This window comes from Peribacillus sp. R9-11 (assembly GCF_031345095.1).
In the GTDB taxonomy this organism is placed as follows: Bacteria; Bacillota; Bacilli; order Bacillales; family DSM-1321; genus Peribacillus; species Peribacillus butanolivorans.
Map to the genome: position 1 here is coordinate 2,315,774 of NZ_CP133763.1, position 24,896 is coordinate 2,340,669.

Here is a 24,896-nt window from a genome sequence, read left to right on the forward strand (position 1 = left end):
CCTTAATCCAGTAAAGCATTACTTTTCCTTCTTAGTTCTTCATAATGTATTTCTTAATCATACAAGCTATTGAGAGTGTTATAATTTTTGGGCTATTTGCAAAATTCATTTTACCCACCTTTCATCCAGACAGATTTTTGAAAAATGGGAACAAAATAGAAATGAAGCGCAAATTATTATGAAGAAAAAAAAGAAACCTTTTAATCAAAGGGGGAAATAGTAATGTCAACCAAAGCGCGTAATATTGTTGATGATTCACCATTAACGAAATTCCACATGAAATTAACAATATTTACAGCAGGTGGTCCTTTTCTTGATGGTTATATACTTAGCATCGTTGCAATGGCTTTAATCCCATTAAATCAATCATTTGAAATCAACGGTTTATGGAACGGGCTACTGGGTTCTTCTGCTTTAATTGGAATATTCATTGGTGGAATAATATTCGGTTATCTAACGGATAGGGTTGGCCGAGAAAGTATGTATCGTTTGGATCTAATAGCATTTCTTGTTCTATCCATACTTCAAATATTTGCAACAAATGTCGAACAGCTATTTATTATCCGAGTGTTGTTAGGTATAGCCATAGGGGCTGATTATCCAATTGCCACATCGTTGTTAACTGAATTTGCACCTAAAAAATATCGAGGAAAAATGATCGGATTCCTTACTATATCTTGGTATTTGGGTGCAACTGTCGCTTACTTTGCAGGCTACTTTTTATTAACCTTAGGACCAGATGCTTGGAAATGGATGTTAGGATCAAGTGCTATACCCACAATAATTGTTATATTAATGCGTTTAAATACTCCTGAATCACCAAGATGGCTTTTAAGCAAAGGACAGAAAGAAAAGGCATTACGAATCATGAAAAATATCTATGGGGAATCCACGACACTAGAAGATATTCCTTCAGGACCAGTTCAAAAACCAAGTCTTATGAAACTCTTTTCGCCCGCCTATCGAAAACGTACGATTTTTGTCATGTTATTCTGGAATTTTCAATTAATCCCGATGTTTGCGATTTATACATTTGCACCAACTTTGTTAGAAACCTTTAATTTAAATAAAGGGGATTTGTCCCATATTGGATCGGCATTAATTTCATTCATGTTTTTAATTGGATGTACGGTCTCTATGTTCTTTATTGATCGCATTGGACGGAGATCTCTCTGTATCGGGGGATTCTTTTTTACCACAATCGCCCTGCTTGGTCTGGGGTTAGCACCTGAAGCAAGCAGTTGGATCATCGTTAGTTTGTTCTTTATGTATGCATTTTTCGCAGGAGCTCCTGCTATTCTTGAATGGGCTTATCCAAATGAACTATTCCCGACAGAAATTAGAGGGACTGCAGTTGGATTTGCTACAACAGTAACTAGAATTGGTGCCTCAGTTGGAACATTCGGTTTACCAATTGCTTTAGCAACATTTGGAGTTGGACCCACGATGCTAATAGCAGCAGGATTGAACGTTATCGGATTACTAGTATCCGTCTTTATGGCACCTGAAACAAAGAACCTTAGCTTAGAAGAAGCGAGCCAAGATAAAGCGAGCAAAATGGATGAAAAAGAGGATGTATCAAACTATTAAAAGAAAACGTAACTTAAAAAAATTTTTTTGAAAGTAAAAAATGAAAAATGAAGTTACATTGGCAGACTATAAAAGAAGTCTGCTTTCTCTTTTTTTTATAAAGATAGATAACACTTTATCATTATTCAAAAAAATTAGGAGTCTTCTTAACATAGTAGCTATACAAAGCTATTTTATAAGTTTAGGATGACTTCTTTTTATATAAAAAATTTGATTGGGAAAGATACTCCCTAAAAGAAGGGTAATCCTGGTTGTAAAGGACTAACTAAAGCAGCATTCGTTACCGTGGTATGCTCAAGTTCTGTTAAAAGGGGTACGTTATAACCCTCCCACTTAGGCTTTTTGGTAAACACAATTATTATTAATAAAACCAATGTTAATAACCAACGTGCGAAAGTGGTCCAGATTGGTGACATCTACGAAAAGATATAGGTTCCAGAAATAAAATTACCTGACCGAAAATAGTTGGCCAGTATTAGGTAGATTCAAACTCTAATATTCCTCACAAGTATCACATCCTAACATAAAGAGAAGTTATCTCAATAGTTTTGGGGTTGGTCATCTCAATAATAGGAGTATTAGTTATATTGATACAGGGAAACTTGTCTGGGTTTTTTATACTAAATATAAAGGTGCCCTACTAATGGTAATAGCCGTTATTCTATGGACATTTTTGCCCCTTCGCGTTTGTTGGAGGGCTAGAAATTTCTAAGGCAGAATGTATCAGTTAGGGAAATCGGACTAAAAGAGTCAGGAGTTTCTTTTGAATTTAATTCCTACCTTTACTGCAATTTCTTGCTTTTTTATTGGGAGGGGAAATAACGAATGAGCAAATCTTTGGCGGCTTATTTGTGCTTTTGGTGTTTTTTTAACTGTAGGAGTACTTAATCAGAGGATTAAAATGATCAAGGAAAACAGGCAAAGATAATATAAAAGTTATTTCATAAAAAAAATCTAGAAATAGTTTGAATAATATAAAATACTTTGAAATACCACTAGAAGTCCCGTATAATAATTGGGAATAACTACCTGGTCTGACCAAAAGTTGAATTAGCTTATGAGCTAAAAACTATAGAAATATATTTTATTAAGAGAGTAAAAGGGGGTACTGAAAATTAAACTAAGTAAAGAGTCTTCAGTAAAGTCGTACGTAAAAATAATGGAGGAAATTAGACACTTAATTCTTGAAGGTGGGTTATCACCAGGAGATAGATTGCTATCTGAACGCGAATTGTCTACACAGTTAAAGGTTAGCCGGACAGTAATAAGAGAAGCTTTAAAATCATTAGAAATGCTTGGTATGGTTGAAGTGAAGGCTGGTGGTACCTTTATTAAGGAACCTGAGTTGAAAGGGATATATCATACCCTATCCTATACAATGGCTTTGGATAGTGTCACTATATTTGATTTGTTAGAAACTAGGAAAATCATTGAGGTTCAAGCAATAAAATTAGCATCAATCCGGAGAACAAGTAATGACCTGGCGATCATATCTGTAATATTAGAAGAAATGAAACAGGCATTCATTGAAAATGATTTTCAGAAGAGTGTAGCTGCAGATCATAAATTTCATTCTTATATAGTAAAATCCAGTCAAAATAAGGTTCTCTCAATAATGATGGAAGCGGCATCCGATTTATTTATAGAGGTCTTATCTATCACAAGAGAAAAATTAGGACAATACAGTGGAATGGATAAGGCAATTTATGCCCAACATTTTTCAATCTTTAAAGCAATTAAAGATCAAGATGTTGAATATGCAGAGAAAATCATGACAGAACACTTAGATTCATTAGAAAATGAATTGAAAATGATTTTCCAAGGTATCGAACCAGAACTTCCAAGAATAGATGAAGATGATTTAGATGATCTTTAAATCTTTAAAAATAATTCTAATTGTGTGCTTTTCATAGTAAATATGCATTTTTACTGCTACTACCTTTCTAACTCCAGTGCTGCCAAACGTCGGAGAGCTGTATTATCATAAATTAGCTATTAGTGTGGGCTCTTATAAAAGCAATATGAGGGAATTTCCAGAAGCTCTTTTCGCAAAGCAGAACACTATTATATTGATTCTGAGCAAGGGAAGGAATTTAGTGGTGATATAATAGATCATCATTGGGTAAGCGAGGAAGGGGAAATTTTACTTTCAGATATTCCTAGCGGAAAGAAGAAATAAAGGGTGATAATTCTTGGCCAATCTTATTTAAGCATGTCAGAATTTGAACTCTTTGATGTAGCAATCGGTAACTATGTTTACTATCTTGACATTTTAGTCTAGGAGCCAGAAACACAGCCATAAAAAGGGTCTCCTTTGAGTGACCCGATAAAGATAATAGCAATTAAGCTTAGAAAGGGTAACCTAAACGGTTACTCTATTTTTGGGAATCTTAGGGAGTTAGACGTTAAAAAGACGACCTTTAATGAAGCAATACGAAAGTAGTTTAAAATTAGTACTATTTAATTAAAGAAGGAACTCGTCAAAAAAGTAGTCGGGAGAATAATTATTTAGTGTAAATGGAATTTTTATTAATACTATGGCGATACTTCAACTAAGGCTCTTTTCCATTACATCTACATGTAATTTTTGTTATAAAGTGAAACTAAGTTTGATAAGAAATTCATGAAAAACATTGATAAATCAACTTTTCATCAAAATCAAAGTGTTTAAGTAAACTTCATTTTTATAAAAACTATAAAAATTCATTAAAAGCTAACCCTTATTCAAATTTCAAAATATCATAGGTAGGATATGAGGTAATTTTAGGTACGAAAAAAGGCTACACCTAATAGGTACTAGCCCTTCCTGAAAATTGTACTTTAAACGGAAAACACAATATAGTATAGCCGAATTTTTTTGATATATTGATGGGTATCAAGACGTTGAAATCAAGATTCCAATGAAATATATTCAGCACCCTGTTCTTTTGCCCAATTATGTATATAACTGAGCAGCCTATATCCAAGGCCACTAGGGCGATGATTTACATCAGTAACCAAATCTTGTACAAATACATAGCGTTCATTATACAAATCTTCATGCCAGCTAATACCTGCTAAAGCTACGATGCTTGTATCATGATATAAAGCAAATAACTGTTGACCATCCTTACGCATATCATTTAATAATTCTAGATATTCCTCTAAAGTCAAATCAGTATGTAACTGATTTATTATCGGATAAGCCTGTAAGAATTGATGTTCTACAGTTAACTCTACAATATTTTCCACTGGTATTTTCATATTAATTTCTCCTATCTTTTTTAATTTTTATTGCTTCGCCTTCCATAAATAGATGCAGATTGATTTTCTGACATATAGACCTGTCCAAAATTTTTGTTAGTTAAAAATGCTTCTATTTCAGTTGAATCTTTATCAATCTAGAGATTCATCACCCACTTAACCTACACTCGCTCACGAATTGGTTCGTTTTGAAAATGAGGGCCTTATCGCTAGCTGATAAAAAAAGAAGCGGAACATAGTTAAGGTTCCTGCTTCTTTATGTTAATGTCACAAGATTCTAATAACAATATTATGAATGATTTTGGGTTGATTTTTCTAGTTCTTCTTCTTTTATCTTTAAGGCTACTAAACTAGCAAAGTCATGAATGATAGTGGCTGCCAATAGTGATGTGATTTGTGTTGGATCATAGGGGGGGAGGACTTCCACTAGGTCGAATCCAATAAAGTTAAATCCCTGCAGAGAACGAATCATCTCTAGGGTTTCAAAGCTGTTTAGACCGCCGACCTCTAGGGTGCCTGTACCAGGGGCACAGGATGGATCCACAAAATCTATATCAAAGCTCAAGAAACATGGTGTATCCCCAATGGTCTTCTTGACTTCTTTCAATACATCCTCGATTCCTCTTTCCTTCAGTTCAGGCGTAGTTATCACGTTGTATCCTAGATCCGTGCTGGAATCTATATCTCCTGGATGATTGAGCGTCCCTCTAATTCCAATTTGGAAAACTTTATCCGTTTGGAGCAAACCTTCCTCATATGCACGGATAAAAGGGGAACCATGCCAATATTTCTCTTCATAATAGGTATCCCAGGTATCAGTATGTGAATCAAAATGGAGCATTGCAACAGGTCCATGTACTTTTGCGGCAGCTCGCAGGTTTGCCAATGTTACAGAATGATCCCCGCCAATACCTATTGGAATGATTCCTTCTTTCATTAAGTCTGTCATCGCACTTTCAATTAACTCATAGCTTCGGTGTATATTATGGGGAATCACTGAAATATCCCCAATATCAATGGCATTACAATCGTCAAATGGGTACACCTTGTGTATCGGATGGTAAGGAAACAAGGTCATAGATGCCTGGCGGATTGCCTGTGGGGCAAACCGTGCTCCTACCCTGAATGAAGCAGCTGTATCAAAAGGTATACCTAATACTGCCAATTTGGCATTTTCTCTTGAAGCAGGTAAGCGCATGAATGATCCGGTCGTACAAAACTCTGGTTTTACGTCAGGAGATAACGGATATTTCATTTTTGTATTCCTCCATTTTCTTATTTCTTTCATAGTAGAGAAACAATGCAAATATCATGCCAAGTCGCTATTAAGTGATATCTATATGTTCTAACTAGATATTATTTGCAGGAGTTATGAAGGAGCGCATAATCTATGAAAAATTGAATCGCTTATCGGAAGGCGATGTACTACTTCATTCTCGTGAATAAAATCCAATACGCTGTCCAATATTGCATAATTTAAAAGCTTATTATTGCGAAATTCATGTATTTAAGTAAACAGGTAACCATTTGGCACAGAATTTGCATTTAGATATATTTGAAAATTTGAAAAATGGGGAGGTCTTTAAATCTATTAAAGATGTGTTAATCCTAATAAATGAAAGCGATTACAAGGAGGAATGATAGGTGGAAAATGGTGCTAAACTGAAAAGAACTCTAAAATTATGGCAAATTGTTATGATGGGGTTAGCTTATATGACGCCCATGGTCGTATTTGATACATTTGGTATTGTATCTGGAATTACGGGGGGGCACGTCCCAACAGCGTATATCGTTGCATTGGTGGGTATGCTTTTTACAGCCGCAAGCTATGGGAAACTTGTAAAAGTTTTCCCGACAGCTGGTTCTGCCTATACTTATACGCAAAAGGCAATTAACCGACATTTAGGATTCCTGGTAGGTTGGTCTTCGTTGTTAGATTATCTATTTTTGCCTATGGTAAATGCATTGTTGACCAAAATCTATCTCACAGCATTATTTCCAGAAGTTCCAACATGGATATGGGTAGTATTGTTTGTAGGGATTGTCACCATTCTCAATCTCCGGAGTGTTAACGTACTTGCTAACTTTAATACCCTTTTTGTTTTAATTCAGATTGCCATCATGGTGGTGTTCATTATTCTTGTTGTCAAAGGCTTGCATAATGGAGAAGGTACAGGCGAAGTGGTTACAATTCAGCCTTTCATAAATGGAGGAATGGACTATTCGGCTATAATAACTGGAGCAACCATTCTTTGTTTTTCCTTTTTGGGGTTTGATGCTGTAACAACACTTTCAGAAGAAACACCAGATCCGAAAAAAACGATTCCGAAAGCGATCTTTTTAACGGCCCTTTGGGGTGGAATTATTTTCATCACCTCTTCATTCTTTATTCAGCTCTTTTTCCCGGACATGTCCCGTTTTAAGGAACCAGATGCTGCTTTACCGGAAATCGCCCTTTATGTAGGTGGGAAGCTGTTCCAATCCATTTTTCTTTGTGCAACTTTCGTCAATACGCTAGCATCAGGACTAGCTTCACACGCCAGTGTCTCACGTCTTTTATATGTTATGGGCAGGGATAAAGTGTTTCCGGAAAAATGGTTTGGATTTATCCACCCTAAGTGGAAAACACCAGCTATTAATGTTGTCATAGTTGGAGTCATTTCTTTGTCGGCTTTGTTTTTTGATTTAGTAACTGCCGCATCACTGATTAACTTTGGTGCATTAATGGCATTTACTTTTGTAAATCTGTCAGTGATCAGCCATTTTGTCTTCAGAGAGAAGAAGCATCGAACTATTAAAGGGTGTATCAATTATTTAATTATGCCTTTAATCGGAGCTATTTCAATTGCTATTCTCTGGATTAATCTTGAGACTAGCTCACTAATAATGGGGTTAGGCTGGTTTATAATTGGTTTTTGTTATCTATTATTTATCACGAAGGCATTCCGAACAGCTCCACCTCAATATCAAGTTGAAGAAATTCAGTTATAGAGTTTGAAAGGAAAAACGCATTTTAAAAAGGATGCGTTTTTTCTATTTGTTTATTTCATCATCATATTTTAACATTATGCAAATTTGAATTGCTTATGAATGTATACATATAGTCTGGATGAATGAAGCGTGAATCCATGTAGGAAAGTGGCGATATACTACCAACCAGCAACATGGTTAAAGCTGGCACGGAAATTGCTTTATAATTTATAAGAATAAAAAATGAGGTGCTAAAATGGCAGTTAAAACTGAGGGGATTAAAAAACGCGAAAAGGATAATTCTCTGCAAGAATTCCAGGATATCTTAAAAGAAGCAATTGATGTTTTGGACTACCCAGATCAGGTTTTTGATTTTTTAAAAACACCAATGCGCTTTTTAGAAGTCTGTATTCCTATCCAAATGGATAACGGTGAGACAAGGATGTTTCAAGGGTATCGGGCTCAACATAATGATGCAACCGGTCCAACGAAAGGAGGGATTCGGTTTCATCCGGATGTCACTCCTGAAGAAGTTAAGGCTTTGGCGGGTTGGATGAGTTTGAAATGCGGAATAACAGATCTTCCATATGGAGGAGCAAAGGGTGGCATTGTCTGTGATCCCAGACAGATGAGTTTGTCTGAGCTAGAACGATTAAGCAGAGGGTATGTCAGGGCAGTCAGTCAAATAGTTGGGCCGACCAAGGACATTCCTGCACCGGATATGTATACAAATTCTCAAATAATGGCCTGGATGCTAGATGAATATGATCATATCAGGGAGTTTGATTCACCCGGCTTTATTACGGGTAAGCCATTGTCATTAGGAGGATCGAAGGGCAGAGAAACAGCTACTTCCAAGGGAGTATTATATACTCTTCAAATGGTAAGTGATTTAAAGAAAATGCCTATTCAGGGTATGCGGGTAATTATTCAGGGATTCGGGAATGTTGGAAGTTATTTGGCAATGTATTTGCATGAATTGGGAGCTAAGGTTGTCGGGATTTCGGATGAGCTTGGCGGATTATATGACCCAAACGGCTTAGACATTCCTTACCTTTTGGAAAACAGGGATTCGTATGGAGTCGTTACGAACTTATTTAAAGATTCATTATCCAATCAAGAATTATTGGAAAAAGAGTGTGATGTGCTAATTCCCGCAGCTATTAGCGGAGTGATAAATAAAGATAATGTCGAACGACTGCAATGTGAAATCCTAATTGAAGCAGCAAATGGACCGACAACAAAGGAAACAATCAAAATTCTCGATGAAAAAGGTATATTACTAGTCCCGGATATTTTGGCGAATTCAGGAGGAGTGATTGTTTCATATTTTGAATGGTGCCAAAACAATCAAGGATATTACTGGACAGAAGAACTTGTAGATACACGTTTAAAAGAAAAGATAACAGCCAGCTTTTTGAATGTCTATCATACTTCTCAAAAATTTTCCGTGAACATGAAAATTGCTGCTTATATAGAAGGGATTCGTAAAATAGCAGAAGCATCCCGGCTCCGAGGGTGGGTCAGGTTCTAAACTAATTAGGGCTTTACAAGAAAGGAGGCAATCAGTTGAATTTTGATATTATTTCTGAAAATAAAGAAAACCAGGCTATTCATCATTATTGCTTATTGTCAAAAAATTATAGATATGATGTGACTATTGCCTACTCGGCTCAGTTTTTAGGTAAAGCAATGGTCACCTCCCTTCAAAGCGGGAGAATGATCCTAATGTGTGCCGATGATATTCATTTAGATCAGTACTGGGCTCCGAAGCTTGGCATTGAACAAGAAGATATTTCTGAATTTCAATACTTTCTCAAGTCAGTCTTACAATCCCAATTTCATTTTGAACAATATTGAAGGATGGAGTGAAATATATGTACGTTGATGTGATTCTTAGTCCTTGTCATGGTAAAGTTGAAAAAGTTTTAATAACCAAAAATTCCGGATTCTACGAATGGGAACCATTGTTCCATATTAAGACGGCAGATGGACGTGAGGAAATCATCCATATTGGTGTCAGCGGTGAGATAGAATCATTGGAGGTACTGGAGGGGGAACAAGTGGAAGCTGGCAAGGTCCTCGCCTATTTTAAAGAAGATTTATTCGTGACCGGTAGCGATTAATATATAGAGAAAAGAAGATGAACTGAATCATCTTCTTTTTTTTATCTGCTTTCTGGATAAGGGCTGTGTGAAATTACATATGAAGCAATAATGGGGTTGGACAAATGTTTGCAATTTCTTGAAGTACTTTCTTTCTGGAAGATAGTCTATCTGGATGGTGCGGACCAGTAAAACAACCAAACTCCGTCCAGTGGTGTCGTGATTTGATACGACGGACATATAGGATTAATTATTCTAGTGTTATTTTAAAATTTGATATCTTTTCGTTATCCTTCTGTGATATCTGTCATCTATTCTTTATCTGTTTGTTCTTTGTATAGCAAATAACTATGCTATTATTGAAAAAATTAGCTAACTTACTAGCTTACAAGGAGGTAACAACATATGAAAAAATCAATCTTATCGTTAGCGGCAGCGGCTGCAATATCAGGTGCATTCACTATTCCGGTACAAGCAGAAGATGTCAATGTGAAAGATGGAGACACATTATGGGGGATATCTCAAACGTATAAAGTATCAATAGAAGATATTAAGGATTGGAACCATTTGTCTTCAGACACGATTTATTCAGGAGAAACATTACATATTTCTCAAGAAAAGCATTATAAGGTCAAGTCCGGGGACACGTTATGGGAAATTGCAGGCAAATATCAAGTATCAGTAAATGACCTTAAATCTTGGAACGGTTTAAATTCAGATACAATCCATCCAAAGCAGGAACTAGTTATTAAACCTGGGACGTACAAAGATGAGGCAGCGAGTGTTAAGCCTGAACAGCCAGCAGCGCCAACTGAGCAAGCGAAACCAGCAGTACCAGCTGAGCAAACGAAACCAGCTGAGCAAGCAAAGCCAGCAGCACCAGCTGAAAAAGCAGAAAAAGAAAAAACAGTATCTAACAGTGAATTTACGAATCAATCAGGCATAGAAAAAGAGATTACTGTAAGAGCAACTGCATATACTGCTGATTGTCAAGGTTGTAGCGGCACTACAGCTACTGGAATCGACTTAAAAGCAAATCCGGATGCAAAAGTAGTAGCTGTTGACCCATCTGTCATCCCACTTGGATCAAAAGTGTATGTGGAAGGCTATGGCTACGCAACGGCAGAGGATACCGGCAGTGCTATAAAAGGAAATAGAGTAGATATCTTTATTCCTAATGAGCAGGATGCTTTAAATTGGGGCGTTAAAAACGTGAAAATACAAGTCTTGAATTAACTCAATCATATAATTGATTGTTTAGAAAATATCTTTTTCTTCGTTGCGGCGAGGTACAAAAAACGACTCGTTTTTTCTAATAGTCTAATATCGCTCAATAAATAACATTACATGCGTAATAAGAGTGAAAGGGGGAACATCGTGAACACAGATCAAGCATTTGACCTGTTAAAGGATGCAGGAGTAACAGAAAGTATTAGCATTCAAACTGTTAGACGTTGGATGCGTGAAGGTAAAATTAAATACGAGGGGGGAAACAAGAATAGAAAAACTGGATACATAATTGATGACACAGATCAAGCATTTGACCTGTTAAAAGATGCAGGAATAACAGAAAGTATTAGTATTCAAACTGTTAGACGTTGGATGCGTGAAGGTAAGATTAAATACGAGGGAAACGGGAATAGGGAAACTGGATACATAATTAATGATACAGTCTCAAAGGTGTCAATAAATGATCGTATTGATCAAAATAAGGACGAGATCATTCACAGATTAAAATTAAAAATACAAGCACAAGATAAGCATATAAAAGGAATTGAAGAACTTCATGAGTCTGCAAAAAAAATATTAATCCAGCAAAGAGATAAGTTTAAAAAGGAAGTTGTAATACTAAAGAATGAGAAAAGTAAATTACAAATTGAAACAAAGGATTTATTAAAAGAAAATATTGAATTACGTAATGAATTGATAAAAGTAAAAGAAAACAAAAGAGACAATTACAATTTCGACTCCAATAATCAATCAAATGATTATAGTGAAAAATTGGGACTTGCAAAAATGGCGAGTAATAAAGACGTGATAGCAGAATATAAAGGGTTATTAAAAATAACTCATCCAGATCATGACGGCAACGCAAAGGTATTTCATTACATTAAGACTGATTACGATAATTTCAGAAAATTTATCAAAGGCAAATGATGAGTAGTGTAGTAGTGTTTAATTTCCTAACATAAATGTTGAATAGGGAAAAGAAAAGAACTAAGTGAAAGTTAATCAGAATTTGGATTTCCATGCTGTTGGATGACAATAAATCTGTTACTTTTAAGTTCTTTATGAAACAGGTGGCGGTTAAAAGAAGTCCGATTTCCTTAATAAAAAAACACCCGATTATTCGGGTGCATACTTAATCATTCCATGTAAATAAACCGAGCATTCTCTTTGAATACATCCTCTTAAATTAATTTTTCCTTCACTTTCTATTTCTTTAACCAATTCTTCAATATTATATTAGTATCTTTAGGAATCTCTATTGAAAGAAGCATTCAAAGATGTTTAAATAGTCTATTTTTATTCATTAGACCATCTCTCTTTATCTACTTTCTTTACCATAGAGTAGTATTTTTCTGTGAATTCCCATTGATTATGTAAAAATGAACATAATATATCAGCATTGGTGACTTAGTAAACATAGTAGAGGGACCTTGCTATTTAATGAATTATTTTAATAACATTTAACAAAACCTTGTTAATATCTATCTACCAAGTAATAGACGTATAGAAGAAATGTTTTGTTGTTATCTCCACATACTATATATGCATATTGGATGAGGTTTTTGACCAAGAACAAAAATGAACTAGTCATAAATAAATCGATAGAGTAACGCTTGTCCAAACATTTGCATAATTTATATAAGACGTGAGGAAGCACCTGACGTCACATTAGACTGGTTTTTTATAGTCAGTCTCTTTTTTTTTGAACTAACCTTACCCAAAACATAAAAGTATAGGCCACCCGTTTTGATAGTGTAGTAATGGTAAGGTATTGTATGGTGACATAATTTAGGGTCATAAATAAAGTGTAAAAGTGGGATACGCCAAGAAATATGGACATGCTAGGGTAAGTACAATTAGCTAATATTTGGTAGTTGACTACGAGAATTAGAAAAAATCAACTCTGAGAAGTTCACATAAAATTGAATTTGCTTGATATTCAAGTCAGTCTGTCTGAAACCTTTGACTACTAGAGATATACAAAATCAAACAATTAACGAATACATTAACAATGATGAGGAAGGAAAGCCGCCATTTATGATCTGAACTCTAAATAGTAAACACACAAAGAAAAGCATATTTAAGCAGTTACATGATAGGGCTGTTTATGGCTTGCTAGGAGCCATAAAATAGATATTGTTAAGTAGTTATTTGTATTTGTTAATTAAATCTAATATGGCAAGTTCTATTATGTCGGATTTATTAAACTTCTGTTGATCTGCGAACCTATCAAGCAAAGTCCCAACTTCTTCGTTTATGACAATCGTTTTTCTTACTTTGTTGCCTTTTTCTAAAGTGACTACCCTTTGATAAAGATCATCTCTTTGACTATCTTGCTGATCATCAAGAACATATGACTTTATCAGTTCCTTTAATATCGTAACTTCTTCAGGTGTGAAAACGGTGTGAATATATTTTTCACCATTTCTTACACTCTTCACATCGAGTGTAATAGGCTGTGAACTTCTTGGTAAAGTAATATTCAGGTCGGGGGAACTTTGTTTAACATTAGGTAAACTATTTTTTGATTCAATGAACTCAAACACTGACTGATAAAGGGGCTCTTTCCCTTCCTTTGCATAAAACCAGCCTTTCGGATTTTTGTTCCTGTATTCATATCCTGCATTGTGTAACGCATTCTTTAATCGTTTCTCTCCAATGCCAACCTTGTCCTGTGCGATTTTTGCTATTGTATTTCCAGTTACGGATAGTTCATCTAATAGCTCTTTTATTTTCATATTTCACACTCCATTACGACTATTATTCACATATTCTCCATACTTGTGTGAATTACCTCCATTTTTTTTAACTTCTCCTGTAAATGAACGGTGTACGTTAAACTAAGGAAAATGAGTCGTGAACGGATAGTAAAGGAATCCCAAAGTGGGATATGATTTATAGCTAGGATCTTCTTTTAAAGCTTTAAGGGTTGTCTCTATTGTACGTACAACTTATCCTATTCTGTGGTCCTTCTGGTGACTATTTTTGTATAGCAATTTCAAAATAAACAGGACATTTGTCGGAAGGGGAATATAAAATCTAAGGGGAATTAGTAAGGTGGATTGAATAAACAAAAAAGAGGGAGATGGAGCTATGAAGAAATTACTTACTGGTTTGGTAGTATTATCAATAGCCCTGGGTATATCATTTTCCACCGCTTCAGCATCTGCTGGAGGATTTCACCACCCGCAAAACTGGGATAAAAACTCGATTTTGCGGAAGGACACTCTTGGGGTGGAAGTAAGAAATATGCAGTATATCCTCAATGTAATGGGTTTTTATACTGATTCAGCAGTGGTTGACGTTGATGGGGTTTTTGGGCCGAAAACCGAAGCGGGTGTAAAGAAATATCAAAAAGAAAACCATCTCCAAGTGGATGGTGTTGTTGGCCCCAAGACATGGGCAAGTTTTTCACAATATATTAAAAAGAATGGCGAGAACACATATGGAGCAGGCGGGAACATGGGTCTCAGAATCAAATGGAAGTACGACGATTCTTCCTATACATCCGGCTCAAAAGCCTATATTTACGGTAATGGAGATACATTAAGTGACCAATATCGCTTGTATGCGAATTAAAAACCCAGGAAGGAGGCCCTTTTTAGTTAAATGAAGATAAAACGATGGGGAAGCCTTGCATAAATGATTTACTAAGCGTAAGCGATCCAGTATCAAAGAAGGAGAGGGGGGATAGTTCTATTAAATTTCTCCTTTTTATTAGTTTCAGGTTAATTGTAAAAAGAAAGCCGATGATTCCTAGGTAGGAATCATCGGCTTTATTCATTTAGAAATATGTGTTTTCTGCGTTTGTGAATTAAAACCCCAAATGATTAAAATCTTTATAAAGAAAGGTCTTCCATGCTTAACCACTCCGAGGATTATACCTCAACAGAGTTGAAAAATGAGGTAAATTAAAATAATGCTCATTCGGGGAGTGAACATCACTGAGCACCACCATTCTAGTATAACCTGACTGTTATAATCTAATATAAATGAGATTTATTAGGTTAGCGTTTTAGTTCAGATTCTTTTTTCTTTTAGGGAGCTTGATCTCGAGTTTCAATAGGTATATGGCATCAATCGCTAACGTCTCAAGTGGTTTCCTGCTTAGATTCCTTTGTAAATAGGAGAAAAACTCGTCAAAAAAAAATAGTATGGCTTTGAATAAACGTTTTTAAGTAGAGGTCCACATGCATTAAGGGATGTTATCATTTTTGTAGATTCTTCAGAAATTTACATATCCTGATAAAACAGTTGCCCATGTGCGAATAAAATTTTGGGACAAGAATAAGTTTCTAACCGTTTGATAAGTTGTCTCGAGGGGGAGTAATTATGAGTATCAGGAGGTTCAAAAAAGAATGAGAAAAAAATGATAGAAGAAAGTATAAGGGGAAGGTTCAGTAGGGACTAATATTATTCGTTTCCAGTATAAATTTCTCCCATATAACTCACAAATATAGAAAAATATTTAGGAACTGATATATCGACATCGCAGACAATCATTTTAGAAGTAAGTTTAACTAGCTTGACATTATACCCCCATAGGTATAATATGAGGTTATAAATTGAAACACAGGTGGTGGATTTGATTTTTTATTTGCTTCTATTAACTGTCGTGATTTTTGTCCCTAGTTTGTATAAACGTTATGTTCCTGTTAAAAACGTTCCTTGCGAAAAGAATAATAGTAAAAATCATAGCGCTATTTTATTAGATATAAGGGCTTATAATCAAAAACAGGATGATATCAATAGAGATGCTTTGAATATCCCTTATGCATATTTGAAACGTTTTAATAAAGAAATCCCACATGAAAACATTCATGTAATTGCTTCCGATAAAATAGAAGTGAACTTGGGGCTGCGCTTCTTAATTGGAAAAGGAATTAAGGTAACCAGTTATGAGATAAGTGATTGTGTTTGTAAATAGATGGGTGGGTAGAATATGGAATACGATAAAAGCGTCATCAATCGGTTAAAGCGAATTGAAGGACAAATTAAAGGAGTTCTAGGAATGATGGAGCAGGGAAAAGACTGTAGAGATATCGTCACACAGTTGTCTGCTGCACGAAATGCAATTGATAGGACTATGGGCGTTATTGTAAGTGCAAATCTAGAACAATGTGTTCGGGAAAACATAGAGAAAGGTGAAGGCACTGAACATCTTGTAAAAGAAGCTGTTAATTTATTGATAAAAAGCAGATAAAAGAAGTAAAGTAAGCTGTCATCAACGGTAAATTTAGGTGATATTCTGGAAAATGTACAAGGTAGTGTCGTTGTCCCTCGATTAACACAAAATCTAAACAAAACGAATTTATTAGTTATTTAAAAAGGAGTGTTAAAAATGGCTTATATTTTACAAGTGGATTTTAAAATGGATGGACCATTTGGTAATGACATGGTTGAACAATTTACTGAATTAGCAAAAAGCATCAATGATGAAGAAGGGGTGATTTGGAAAATTTGGACTGAAGATAGCGAGGCAAAGGAGGCTGGTGGTATTTATCTGTTTGAGTCAAAAGAATCAGCTCAAAAATACTTAACTATGCACACTGCTCGATTAAAAGGATTTGGTATTGAGACAGTTAACGGGAAAATATTCGAAGTGAATGAAGGATTAACACAAATCAATCATGGTCCGTTTAAATAAGAGGTTTCTGTTAATCTAATCAAGATAGTTTACCTATATGTATGGTTTAAAACATACAGGAGGATGTGGTTAAGGAGCCTATCCTTCTGTATTCAGGGATCTCTCAAAAAAACCTGGTGTATCCAGTTCCTTTTATAACATTTCAAAAGAAGAGGGTTGACGAAATAAACTTTTTACCATAACATATACCCTACTGGGTATTTTAAAGTATTTGAAACTAAACTAATAAAGTATCCATTTAAAAGAATATTTTTTTAATGAAAAATATACCCATACGGGTAATTAGGAATCAAGGGGGAAAAACAAATTGACTGAAAAGAAAAAAACAACGATCATTTTATTTAGTGGTGATTATGATAAGGCCATGGCGGCCTATATTATCGCAAATGGTGCAGCGGCTTATGATCATGAAGTAACCATCTTCCATACTTTCTGGGGATTAAATGCTTTACGAAAAGATGAGCCATCGACATTAAAAAAAGGCTTCTTTGAAAAAATGTTTGCAAAAATGATGCCTCGAGGTTCTGATAAGATGGGGTTATCCAACATGAACTTTGCTGGAATGGGCCCTAAAATGATTAAACATGTAATGAAAAAACATAACGCCATGTCACTGCCTCATTTAATTGAGTTGGCTCAAGAACAAGAGGTCAAATTAATAGCTTGTACGATGACAATGGATTTATTGGGCTTGCAACAAGAGGAATTATTAGATGGAATAGAATACGCGGGTGTGGCAGCTTATCTAGCAGACGCAGAAGATGGTAATGTAAACTTATTCATTTAAGTAATAAAATGTGAAATAGGGTAAATTTCATGGTAAGGAGGGGAGGATATTAAAATGGGAACAGCATTTAATGTCATAATAATAGGGGCAATTGCTTGGTTTTTATTTCAGCGCTTTGTCCCGGCAAAGGGAATTAAGAATATTAATACGAGTGAGTTAAAAGCTCAATTAAGTAACAAAGGAAGTAAGCAATTTATTGATGTCCGTACACCTAATGAGTATAGGGGCAATCATATTAAGGAGTTTAAGAATATTCCCTTATTCGAACTTCATAAAAGAGCACAAGAACTTTCAAAAGATGAAGAAGTCTTTGTCATCTGCCAAAGTGGGATGAGAAGCAGTAAAGCAAGTAAGTCATTAAAAAAACTTGGATTTAAAGAAGTTACCAACGTAAAAGGTGGCATGAGTGCTTGGCACAATTAAAAGGAGGTATTTCAATCATGAAAGAAATCTCACCAAATGAAGTGAATGCATTATTAAAGGGAAACTCGACAATTAATATTATAGATGTTCGGGAAGTAGATGAAGTAAAGGCTGGGAAAATACCCAATGCTACGCATATCCCATTGGGCCTCGTGGAATTTCGAATGCAAGATTTGGATAAATCAAAAGAATATATCATGGTTTGCCGTTCAGGAGGCAGAAGTTCAAGGGCAGCAAAGTTACTTGAAGATCATGGATATAAAGTGCTAAATATGACAGGCGGTATGCTTGAATGGAACGGTCCAATAGAATAATTTTTAAATTCTTAAATACCCCCATCTGTATTAGCAAATAAGGAGGAAAAAAACATGATTAAAACAAATTCCGTATTAGATGCAAAAGGATTAGCATGTCCAATGCCGATAGTAAGAACGAAAAAAGTAATGAACGGCCTGGAAGCAGGAGAAGTGCTAGAAGTTCAAGCGACGGATAAAGGGTCAACTGCCGATATGAAAGCTTGGGCAGAAAGTACAGGTCATCAATATTTGGGTACAGTTGAAGAAGGAACCGTTCTTAAACATTATCTTCGGAAAGCAAGTGGTGAAGAGCATGAAGTAAAAAAGCATGAAAAAGTCATTTCAAATGAAGAACTTCTACAAAAAATAGAAGAAAATCAAAACACGATAGTACTTGATGTACGTGAATCGGCAGAATATGCGTTTAATCATATTCCATCTGCTAAATCCCTTCCAATGGGTGAATTAGAAGAACGTTTTAGTGAACTGGATAAAGAGTCTGAGATTTTTGTCATATGCCGAACCGGTAGCCGAAGTGACCTGGCTGCACAAAAACTAACAGCTGCAGGATTTAAACAAGTGGTTAATGTTGAACCGGGCATGAGCCAATGGAATGGTCCTACACAAAAATCAGTGAATGAATAACATATAATCCTAAAAATGGAGGGGCATATCATGTCTAAAAAAGTAGCGATAATAGCTAGTAACGGTGGTTTATTTGACGCATATAAAGTATTTAACATTGCAACAGCAGCAGCAACGGATCAAGAAGTAGCTATTTTCTTTACATTCGAAGGCTTAAATTTAATCCATAAAGTAGCGAATCAACAACTACCGATGCCAGAAGGTAAGGAGCATTTTGCAGAAGGATTTGCGAGGGCTAATGCACCTTCTATTCCTGAGTTACTTTCTATGGCACAAGAAATGGACGTCAAATTTATTGGATGTCAAATGATCATGGACGTTATGGGCTTGGAAAAAGAAGCTTTCGTTGACGGCATCGAAGTCGGTGGAGCTGTTACATTTTTAGAATTCGCGAAAGATGCGGATGTAACTTTAACCTTTTAAGTCAGGTAAAAAATTTTGAAACGCTAAATACTATAGGGGGTATATTTTATGGCGTTAAATGAAATGACAGCCAAAGAGGTTTCAAAGAAAGTAATCAATAAAGCTGAATTATTTATTTTGGATGTTCGAAATGAAAGTGATTTTAACGATTGGAAAATTGAAGGAGAGAACTTTGAATTCCTTAATATTCCTTACTTTGATTTACTGGATGGCGTTGAAGAAATCATCGATAAAATTCCAGCAAATAAAGAAATTTTAGTTGTCTGTGCAAAAGAAGGCTCATCTATTATGGTTGCTGAAATGCTATCTGAAGCAGGGCTGGATGTTTCTTATTTGAAGGGCGGAATGAAAGCATGGAGTGAACATTTAGAACCAGTGAGAATTGGGGATTTGAATAATGGCGGAGAAATCTACCAATTTGTACGTCTCGGTAAAGGTTGTTTATCTTACATGATCATTTCTAATGGTGAAGCAGCCGTTATTGATTCCACAAGAATGACTGATATCTACGTTGATTTTGCCGATAGTATTGGAGCGAAGATCACTCATGTATTTGATACGCACTTACATGCTGACCATATTTCAGGTGGAAGAAAAATAGCAGAAAGTGCAAATGCAACTTACTGGCTACCACCAAAAGATGCAACAGAAGTAACTTTTGAATATCAGCCATTAGAAGGCGGTAAGGTGGTTACGATCGGTCACACAGCTATCAATATTCATGCTCTATACTCCCCGGGCCACACGATTGGTTCCACTTCATTTGTAGTCGATGAAAAATACTTGCTTTCAGGAGATATTCTATTCATCGATTCCATTGGTAGACCGGACTTAGCCGGATTAGCTGAGGATTGGGTAGGAGACTTGAGAGAAACACTTTATACTCGCTATAGAGAATTGTCAGACGAGTTAATCGTACTGCCATCTCATTTTATGATCATTGAAGAATTAAATGAAGACGGCAGTGTTGCAAAGAAATTAGGAGAGTTATTTACAGAAAATCATGGTTTGAACATTGCTGACGAAACAGAATTCAGAGAGTTGGTTACAGGAAACTTACCTCCACAGCCAAACGCATATCAAGAAATCCGTGAAACGAATATGGGGAAAATCACCCCTGATGAGGAAAAACAGCGCGAAATGGAAATTGGACCAAATCGTTGTGCGGTTCGATAAACTTAAGAAAAGATTATAAATACTACGAAAACAGGAGAGATGTATGATGAATTCAGATAAAATGTTAGATGCTAAGGGACTTGCTTGTCCGATGCCGATCGTTAGAACAAAGAAGGCTATGAATGATTTACAATCTGGTCAAGTGTTAGAAATACATGTGACAGATAAAGGCGCTAAAGCAGATTTAGCTGCTTGGTCAAAATCTGGTGGCCATGAGCTAGTAGAAACTGCAGAAGAAAATGAAGTTCTAAAATTTTGGATTAGAAAAGGCTGATAATGATAAGGGAACCCTATTGGTTCCCTTCTTTTCAAGGAGGCAATAAAAATGGATATTACTTTTATCATAACCATCTTTTTGATAGGATTTATAGGTTCATACATTTCAGGAATGCTAGGTATAGGCGGATCCATCATTAAATACCCAATGCTTTTGTATATACCACCACTTTTCGGTTTAGCGGCTTTTAGTGCTCATGAAGTCTCAGGAATAAGTGCAGTACAAGTATTATTTGCATCCATAGGTGGTGTCTGGGCTTATCGTAAAGGTGGCTATTTAAATAAGACGCTCATCATCTATATGGGTGTTAGTGTACTAATAGGTAGTGTCATTGGGAGTTTTGGGTCGCAATCCATGTCTGAAGACGGGATAAATATCGTATATGGCCTACTTGCTCTAATAGCAGCTGTCATGATGTTTATTCCTAAAAAAGGAATAGATGGCGTTCCTTTGGATCAAGTAACCTTTAACAAATGGCTTGCAGCAATTTTAGCCTTAATTGTCGGTTTGGGTTCAGGGATTGTCGGTGCAGCCGGTGGATTCTTATTAGTTCCTATTATGCTAGTTGTCTTGAAAATCCCAACTAGGGTAACAATCGCCTCTTCCTTAGCGATTACATTCATTTCATCGATTGGCGCAACGGTAGGGAAAATCTCAACAGGGCAAGTTGACTTCTATCCTGCCTTGATCATGGTTATAGCAAGCTTAATAGCGTCTCCACTAGGAGCGATGGCTGGTAAAAAAGTGAATACAAAAATACTTCAAGTCATCCTAGCTTTATTAATTTTGGCAACGGCTGTGAAAATTTGGATGGGGATTTTGTCATAAGATTTTTGGGGATATTGGACCCTTACCTTGACAGGGAAGGGGGCGTGGGTTCGAATCCCTCACAGGTCATCAACTAACAAAGGCTTAAATCCTTGATATAACAGGGATTTGGGTCTTTTTTTGTTTATAAAGACATAGTTCATTTTGTATTATTTACTTAATTGGTGGCGGATAGAGAAGGAGTAAAACGTATTACAGGTCAATTATTTGTAATAATTAATTTTTCAAGGAACTGTAGGTAAAGCTTTTTGCTTATTCAGCTAACGATGGAGGTTAAAAATAAGACCATCTTTTTGGCTTTTCTGCGAATGGTATGTTCAATAAAATCAAAAAGCGTGGTTTCTCTATAGTAATAATCGTGTGCTGTTAAACAGCTCTCACTAAGTAACTTTGTTTAACTAGCGGGTGCTTTACTTTAAGAAAGTAGGTTGCTGAGGCAGCTTTTTCTTATTGCAGTATTGGGGCGGATTTGTTTAATAATGTTAAAAAGAACTATATAATTAAGTGAAGAAAAAATGTCTAAAAGTCTGTTAGAAAGAGAGTTAATTTCTATGATAAGATATTTTTCTATAATTATGTCCTTGTTATTGATTGGAGGTTGTTCGCACCTAGAAAAAGAAACAAATGAATTGTACCTTATTCCTAGTGGTTTCGAGGGTTCTATTATAGTTTTTTATGATGTTCCGAAAAAACCAATGTTAGAAAAAGAAGATGAGTATTCAGTTATTCGAGTGAAATTAGAATATTTAAAGGCGTTGGAAGGTACCAAACTCCATCCATATGGTGTTTATTTTACTTCAACAAAAGATATGAACTACGGTACTGTGAACAATAAATATTATTACATAAACGAAAACGGGGATAGAACTTCTATTAACGAACATTGTACACATGTTGTAGGAAATGGCAGTTTTACAGGAGAAAGTGGTACAGAAATTAAATACAGCACTATTCAAATAACAAAAAAACAGTGCGGCGAGGCATTCTACCTTGATGGCAAGGATGATTATTATACACAAAAAAAAGAAGTGATAAGCTACTGGATGAATTATTTTGATTAATGAGCCTAAACAATGATAAATTGGACAAACAAAGGGGACACTCATAAATGAGGTCCCCTTTCATAATGTATTACGGTAATAAAGTTTTATATTGTTCCATTAAATCACCTGCATATAAGCTTGTTATCATTAAGAAAATGGCAAGCCCAATGTATAATGAGAGCCAGATGACTTTTGTTTTGAGACTCGATGAGTAATAGGATTTCTCTTTATCCCTAATTTCAGTTTGCTCTTGCACTTCCTTAAAGAACGTTGCTACTATTCGTTCATACGTGCCTATATTTTCAAAATCGGTCGGTCCGTACTGGTATTCATTCGAATTAGCAGCATCCATTAAGGACCTATAAATATTAAATTTTACCTCGGTAAGCTGTTTTTCTTTTAGCTTATTATCATCAAATAGCGGGATATGCCAACTCTTCATGTTGTTAAACTTTTCATGTAGTTGGCTTAATTCCATATTCCAAATATTAACCAGGCGAATTTTTTCTTCATCTGTTGCCCCTGCATATTGTTCTAGTTGCCTTAAACCAAATTGATTCAATTCAATGATGTTGTCTCTTTGATTTCTGGTTGTCTCGCTACGGAATTCTTTCCACCACTTAGAAATACCCAATAATAAGAAAAGAATTAAAAATGGATTTGGATGGAGAAACAAATATACAACCATTCCGATAATCCCTAATACCCAAAGCTTTGTGGAGATGACTCCCACTATACGTCCTCCATCAAGAGGATGCACAGGCATTAGATTAAATAGGTTAATCATGGCTCCAAGTGTAATAACTAAAAGCCAAAATGGATTTTCCGTCATCATAAATAGGGGGATGGCTGGTAGAAATGCTAATGTACCTAATAAAGGACCTCCGAAGGCAAGATAAGCTTCTTGGTTAGCATTCTTGGGTTCTTCTTTAAGGGCAATTAACGCTCCGACAAAAGGGATGAAAATGGCATTGGATGTTTTGATGCCTTTTCTCTTAGCAGCAAGTAAATGCCCCATTTCATGGATGTAAATTAGATAGACTAGGGCTACGGCAAATTTCCAACCGTAAACCAAGGCATAAGCTCCTAAAGAAACGAAAATAGAAATCAGAGAACCTACTTTTGCTATTTTCAATAGCGCAAACAACCATTTCATTTTTCCCAGGAAAAATAACCCGATTGCCCCCAAACTTAACCATCCTTTATTCGATTTAGATTCTTTCAAAATGTACCTCCTAGAGTAAATGGGAAAACAGATGACCCCAGTGACACTATGTCTATCTGAGCTCCTTCTTGATTTATCATCTTGCTAATATCCTTATTATATCGTATTCGATAATCCTTTTCTTTTCCTTTTAGGAATATTTTTCTAGAATATTAACTTTCAAGTAATACATTTTTTAATAATTAAGATAGAGTGCACCTATCACAGAAATACTAGATGGAGGTTATTATTTAGTGGAGTTATAGATTCTACTGCTGGAGAAGACTTTCCATCATACAAAGGCTATGCTGTGAAACCTGCTAGAATGTAAAAGACAGCATATACCAAGATTGGAAAGGATATTGAACTTATTTTTAATAACTCATATAAATTTAATTGGGATATGTACGAACCGCCAAAACGATAATATTTTCTTTCGGTAGTTATATAAGATACTTCTATGAAAAAGGATTTAATGAAAATACTTTAAAATGATAAACATGGATAAAACAATCCATCTTAACTATTTTAATCCCAATTATAGATGTGGCGAAGCGCTCCTCAGTATGTTTGAAAGGCAAATATGCTGTTGTAATATGATGAAAAAGCTTTTCGTTGGGTAACCCGTCTGCCCTGGCTACGATTTACTCTCGTAGTGTATCCCGTTAAAAGGGAATACACTTCCCCAGAAGTTGACCGTCCTCATAGCGAAAGCTAGGCAGAATAAGGTGTACTCGTAGTAGAGTGCTTGGTAAAGTGAGACCTGGGCAAGTCAAGAGTATGAGAATCCTGCTCTTGGCACCTTAAATAATCCATAATCGATTGAAGCGCCAAAAGTTTGGTTGTTACAATTTTTTTCATATTACAATGGAATTCTTTCCATAATATTAAGGGCATTTCTTGTCCGCCTCTCCTTCACACCAAAGCCATCAATTCAGATACTTTATTAAAAGGTTATTTAAAAAATAGTTTTAATGCATAAATAAAAGACGTTTCATAGCTAATATTT

25 protein-coding genes are annotated in these 24,896 nt (G+C 35.6%); 21 read left to right on the forward strand and 4 right to left on the reverse strand.

Annotated elements, in window-relative coordinates:
- Positions 1-222 precede the first annotated feature (222 nt).
- Complete coding sequence (locus tag RE409_RS11325) at positions 223-1,590, forward strand: MFS transporter (RefSeq protein ID WP_309558968.1); 1,368 nt, start codon at positions 223-225, stop codon at positions 1,588-1,590.
- Between the two features lie 1,159 nt (positions 1,591-2,749).
- Complete coding sequence (locus tag RE409_RS11330; RefSeq protein WP_201181003.1) at positions 2,750-3,466, forward strand: FadR/GntR family transcriptional regulator; 717 nt, start codon at positions 2,750-2,752, stop codon at positions 3,464-3,466.
- A gap of 1,013 nt (positions 3,467-4,479) precedes the next feature.
- On the opposite strand, the gene RE409_RS11335 is transcribed toward RE409_RS11330, so the two are convergent.
- Both RE409_RS11335 and speB read right to left on the reverse strand, forming a co-directional pair.
- Complete coding sequence (locus tag RE409_RS11335) at positions 4,480-4,833, reverse strand: GNAT family N-acetyltransferase (protein WP_201181002.1); 354 nt, start codon at positions 4,831-4,833, stop codon at positions 4,480-4,482.
- 289 nt (positions 4,834-5,122) lie between these two features.
- Positions 5,123-6,088, reverse strand: coding sequence for an agmatinase (gene speB / locus RE409_RS11340; RefSeq protein ID WP_056523038.1), 966 nt, complete (start codon positions 6,086-6,088; stop codon positions 5,123-5,125).
- A 389-nt stretch (positions 6,089-6,477) separates the two neighbouring features.
- Here speB and RE409_RS11345 point away from each other — a divergent pair, with 389 nt between their 5' ends.
- The 6 genes from RE409_RS11345 to RE409_RS11370 all read left to right on the forward strand — a co-directional run bounded on the left by RE409_RS11345 (position 6,478) and on the right by RE409_RS11370 (position 12,065).
- On the forward strand, positions 6,478-7,824 hold the full coding sequence (locus tag RE409_RS11345; RefSeq protein ID WP_057217832.1) for an APC family permease: 1,347 nt from the start codon (positions 6,478-6,480) through the stop codon (positions 7,822-7,824).
- A 235-nt stretch (positions 7,825-8,059) separates the two neighbouring features.
- Positions 8,060-9,337, forward strand: a complete 1,278-nt coding sequence (locus RE409_RS11350; RefSeq protein WP_201181001.1) for a Glu/Leu/Phe/Val family dehydrogenase — start codon at positions 8,060-8,062, stop codon at positions 9,335-9,337.
- Positions 9,338-9,372: 35 nt separating this feature from the next.
- Entirely contained in the window at positions 9,373-9,663 is a 291-nt protein-coding gene (locus RE409_RS11355; RefSeq protein WP_201224858.1) for an SAV0927 family protein, read from the forward strand.
- Between the two features lie 17 nt (positions 9,664-9,680).
- Positions 9,681-9,929 (forward strand): biotin/lipoyl attachment domain-containing protein, encoded by a 249-nt coding sequence (locus RE409_RS11360; RefSeq protein ID WP_201224857.1) that lies wholly within the window; start codon positions 9,681-9,683, stop codon positions 9,927-9,929.
- Between the two features lie 384 nt (positions 9,930-10,313).
- Positions 10,314-11,144: a 3D domain-containing protein gene (locus tag RE409_RS11365; RefSeq protein ID WP_201224856.1), complete on the forward strand. Its 831-nt coding sequence runs from the start codon at positions 10,314-10,316 to the stop codon at positions 11,142-11,144.
- A 141-nt stretch (positions 11,145-11,285) separates the two neighbouring features.
- Entirely contained in the window at positions 11,286-12,065 is a 780-nt protein-coding gene (locus RE409_RS11370; RefSeq protein ID WP_201180996.1) for a hypothetical protein, read from the forward strand.
- A gap of 1,220 nt (positions 12,066-13,285) precedes the next feature.
- Here the strand turns inward: RE409_RS11370 and RE409_RS11375 are convergent.
- On the reverse strand, positions 13,286-13,876 hold the full coding sequence (locus tag RE409_RS11375; protein WP_201224854.1) for a hypothetical protein: 591 nt from the start codon (positions 13,874-13,876) through the stop codon (positions 13,286-13,288).
- Positions 13,877-14,231: 355 nt separating this feature from the next.
- On the opposite strand from RE409_RS11375, the gene RE409_RS11380 reads away from it, so the two are divergent.
- The 13 genes from RE409_RS11380 (at position 14,232) to RE409_RS11440 (ending at position 22,701) form a co-directional block, all read left to right on the forward strand.
- Positions 14,232-14,717 (forward strand): peptidoglycan-binding domain-containing protein, encoded by a 486-nt coding sequence (locus RE409_RS11380; protein ID WP_309558969.1) that lies wholly within the window; start codon positions 14,232-14,234, stop codon positions 14,715-14,717.
- Between the two features lie 1,018 nt (positions 14,718-15,735).
- Positions 15,736-16,065 carry a sulfurtransferase gene (locus RE409_RS11385; protein ID WP_201254551.1) on the forward strand — a complete coding sequence of 110 codons (330 nt, stop codon included), beginning with the start codon at positions 15,736-15,738 and terminating at the stop codon, positions 16,063-16,065.
- Positions 16,066-16,080: 15 nt separating this feature from the next.
- The gene (locus RE409_RS11390) at positions 16,081-16,341 is read left to right on the forward strand and encodes a metal-sensitive transcriptional regulator (protein WP_053345627.1); all 261 of its coding nucleotides are present in this window, start codon (positions 16,081-16,083) and stop codon (positions 16,339-16,341) included.
- A 138-nt stretch (positions 16,342-16,479) separates the two neighbouring features.
- On the forward strand, positions 16,480-16,785 hold the full coding sequence (locus tag RE409_RS11395; protein WP_056523023.1) for a monooxygenase: 306 nt from the start codon (positions 16,480-16,482) through the stop codon (positions 16,783-16,785).
- A gap of 307 nt (positions 16,786-17,092) precedes the next feature.
- Positions 17,093-17,572, forward strand: coding sequence for a DsrE/DsrF/DrsH-like family protein (locus RE409_RS11400; RefSeq protein ID WP_201180988.1), 480 nt, complete (start codon positions 17,093-17,095; stop codon positions 17,570-17,572).
- A gap of 54 nt (positions 17,573-17,626) precedes the next feature.
- Entirely contained in the window at positions 17,627-17,995 is a 369-nt protein-coding gene (locus tag RE409_RS11405; protein ID WP_201180986.1) for a rhodanese-like domain-containing protein, read from the forward strand.
- Between the two features lie 17 nt (positions 17,996-18,012).
- A complete protein-coding gene (locus RE409_RS11410) occupies positions 18,013-18,309 on the forward strand; it encodes a rhodanese-like domain-containing protein (protein WP_309558970.1) in 297 nt (98 codons plus the stop codon).
- Positions 18,310-18,363: 54 nt separating this feature from the next.
- Positions 18,364-18,936 (forward strand): sulfurtransferase TusA family protein, encoded by a 573-nt coding sequence (locus tag RE409_RS11415; protein ID WP_309558971.1) that lies wholly within the window; start codon positions 18,364-18,366, stop codon positions 18,934-18,936.
- A gap of 30 nt (positions 18,937-18,966) precedes the next feature.
- The gene (locus tag RE409_RS11420; RefSeq protein WP_309558972.1) at positions 18,967-19,359 is read left to right on the forward strand and encodes a DsrE/DsrF/DrsH-like family protein; all 393 of its coding nucleotides are present in this window, start codon (positions 18,967-18,969) and stop codon (positions 19,357-19,359) included.
- A 48-nt stretch (positions 19,360-19,407) separates the two neighbouring features.
- Positions 19,408-20,535, forward strand: a complete 1,128-nt coding sequence (locus RE409_RS11425) for an MBL fold metallo-hydrolase (RefSeq protein ID WP_309558973.1) — start codon at positions 19,408-19,410, stop codon at positions 20,533-20,535.
- Positions 20,536-20,581: 46 nt separating this feature from the next.
- The gene (locus RE409_RS11430; RefSeq protein ID WP_053345635.1) at positions 20,582-20,809 is read left to right on the forward strand and encodes a sulfurtransferase TusA family protein; all 228 of its coding nucleotides are present in this window, start codon (positions 20,582-20,584) and stop codon (positions 20,807-20,809) included.
- Between the two features lie 51 nt (positions 20,810-20,860).
- Positions 20,861-21,640, forward strand: coding sequence for a sulfite exporter TauE/SafE family protein (locus tag RE409_RS11435; RefSeq protein WP_201180980.1), 780 nt, complete (start codon positions 20,861-20,863; stop codon positions 21,638-21,640).
- A gap of 575 nt (positions 21,641-22,215) precedes the next feature.
- Positions 22,216-22,701, forward strand: a complete 486-nt coding sequence (locus RE409_RS11440) for a DUF6843 domain-containing protein (RefSeq protein WP_309558974.1) — start codon at positions 22,216-22,218, stop codon at positions 22,699-22,701.
- A 70-nt stretch (positions 22,702-22,771) separates the two neighbouring features.
- Here the strand turns inward: RE409_RS11440 and RE409_RS11445 are convergent, their stop codons facing one another.
- On the reverse strand, positions 22,772-23,908 hold the full coding sequence (locus RE409_RS11445) for a site-2 protease family protein (RefSeq protein ID WP_309558975.1): 1,137 nt from the start codon (positions 23,906-23,908) through the stop codon (positions 22,772-22,774).
- Positions 23,909-24,896: the final 988 nt, after the last annotated feature.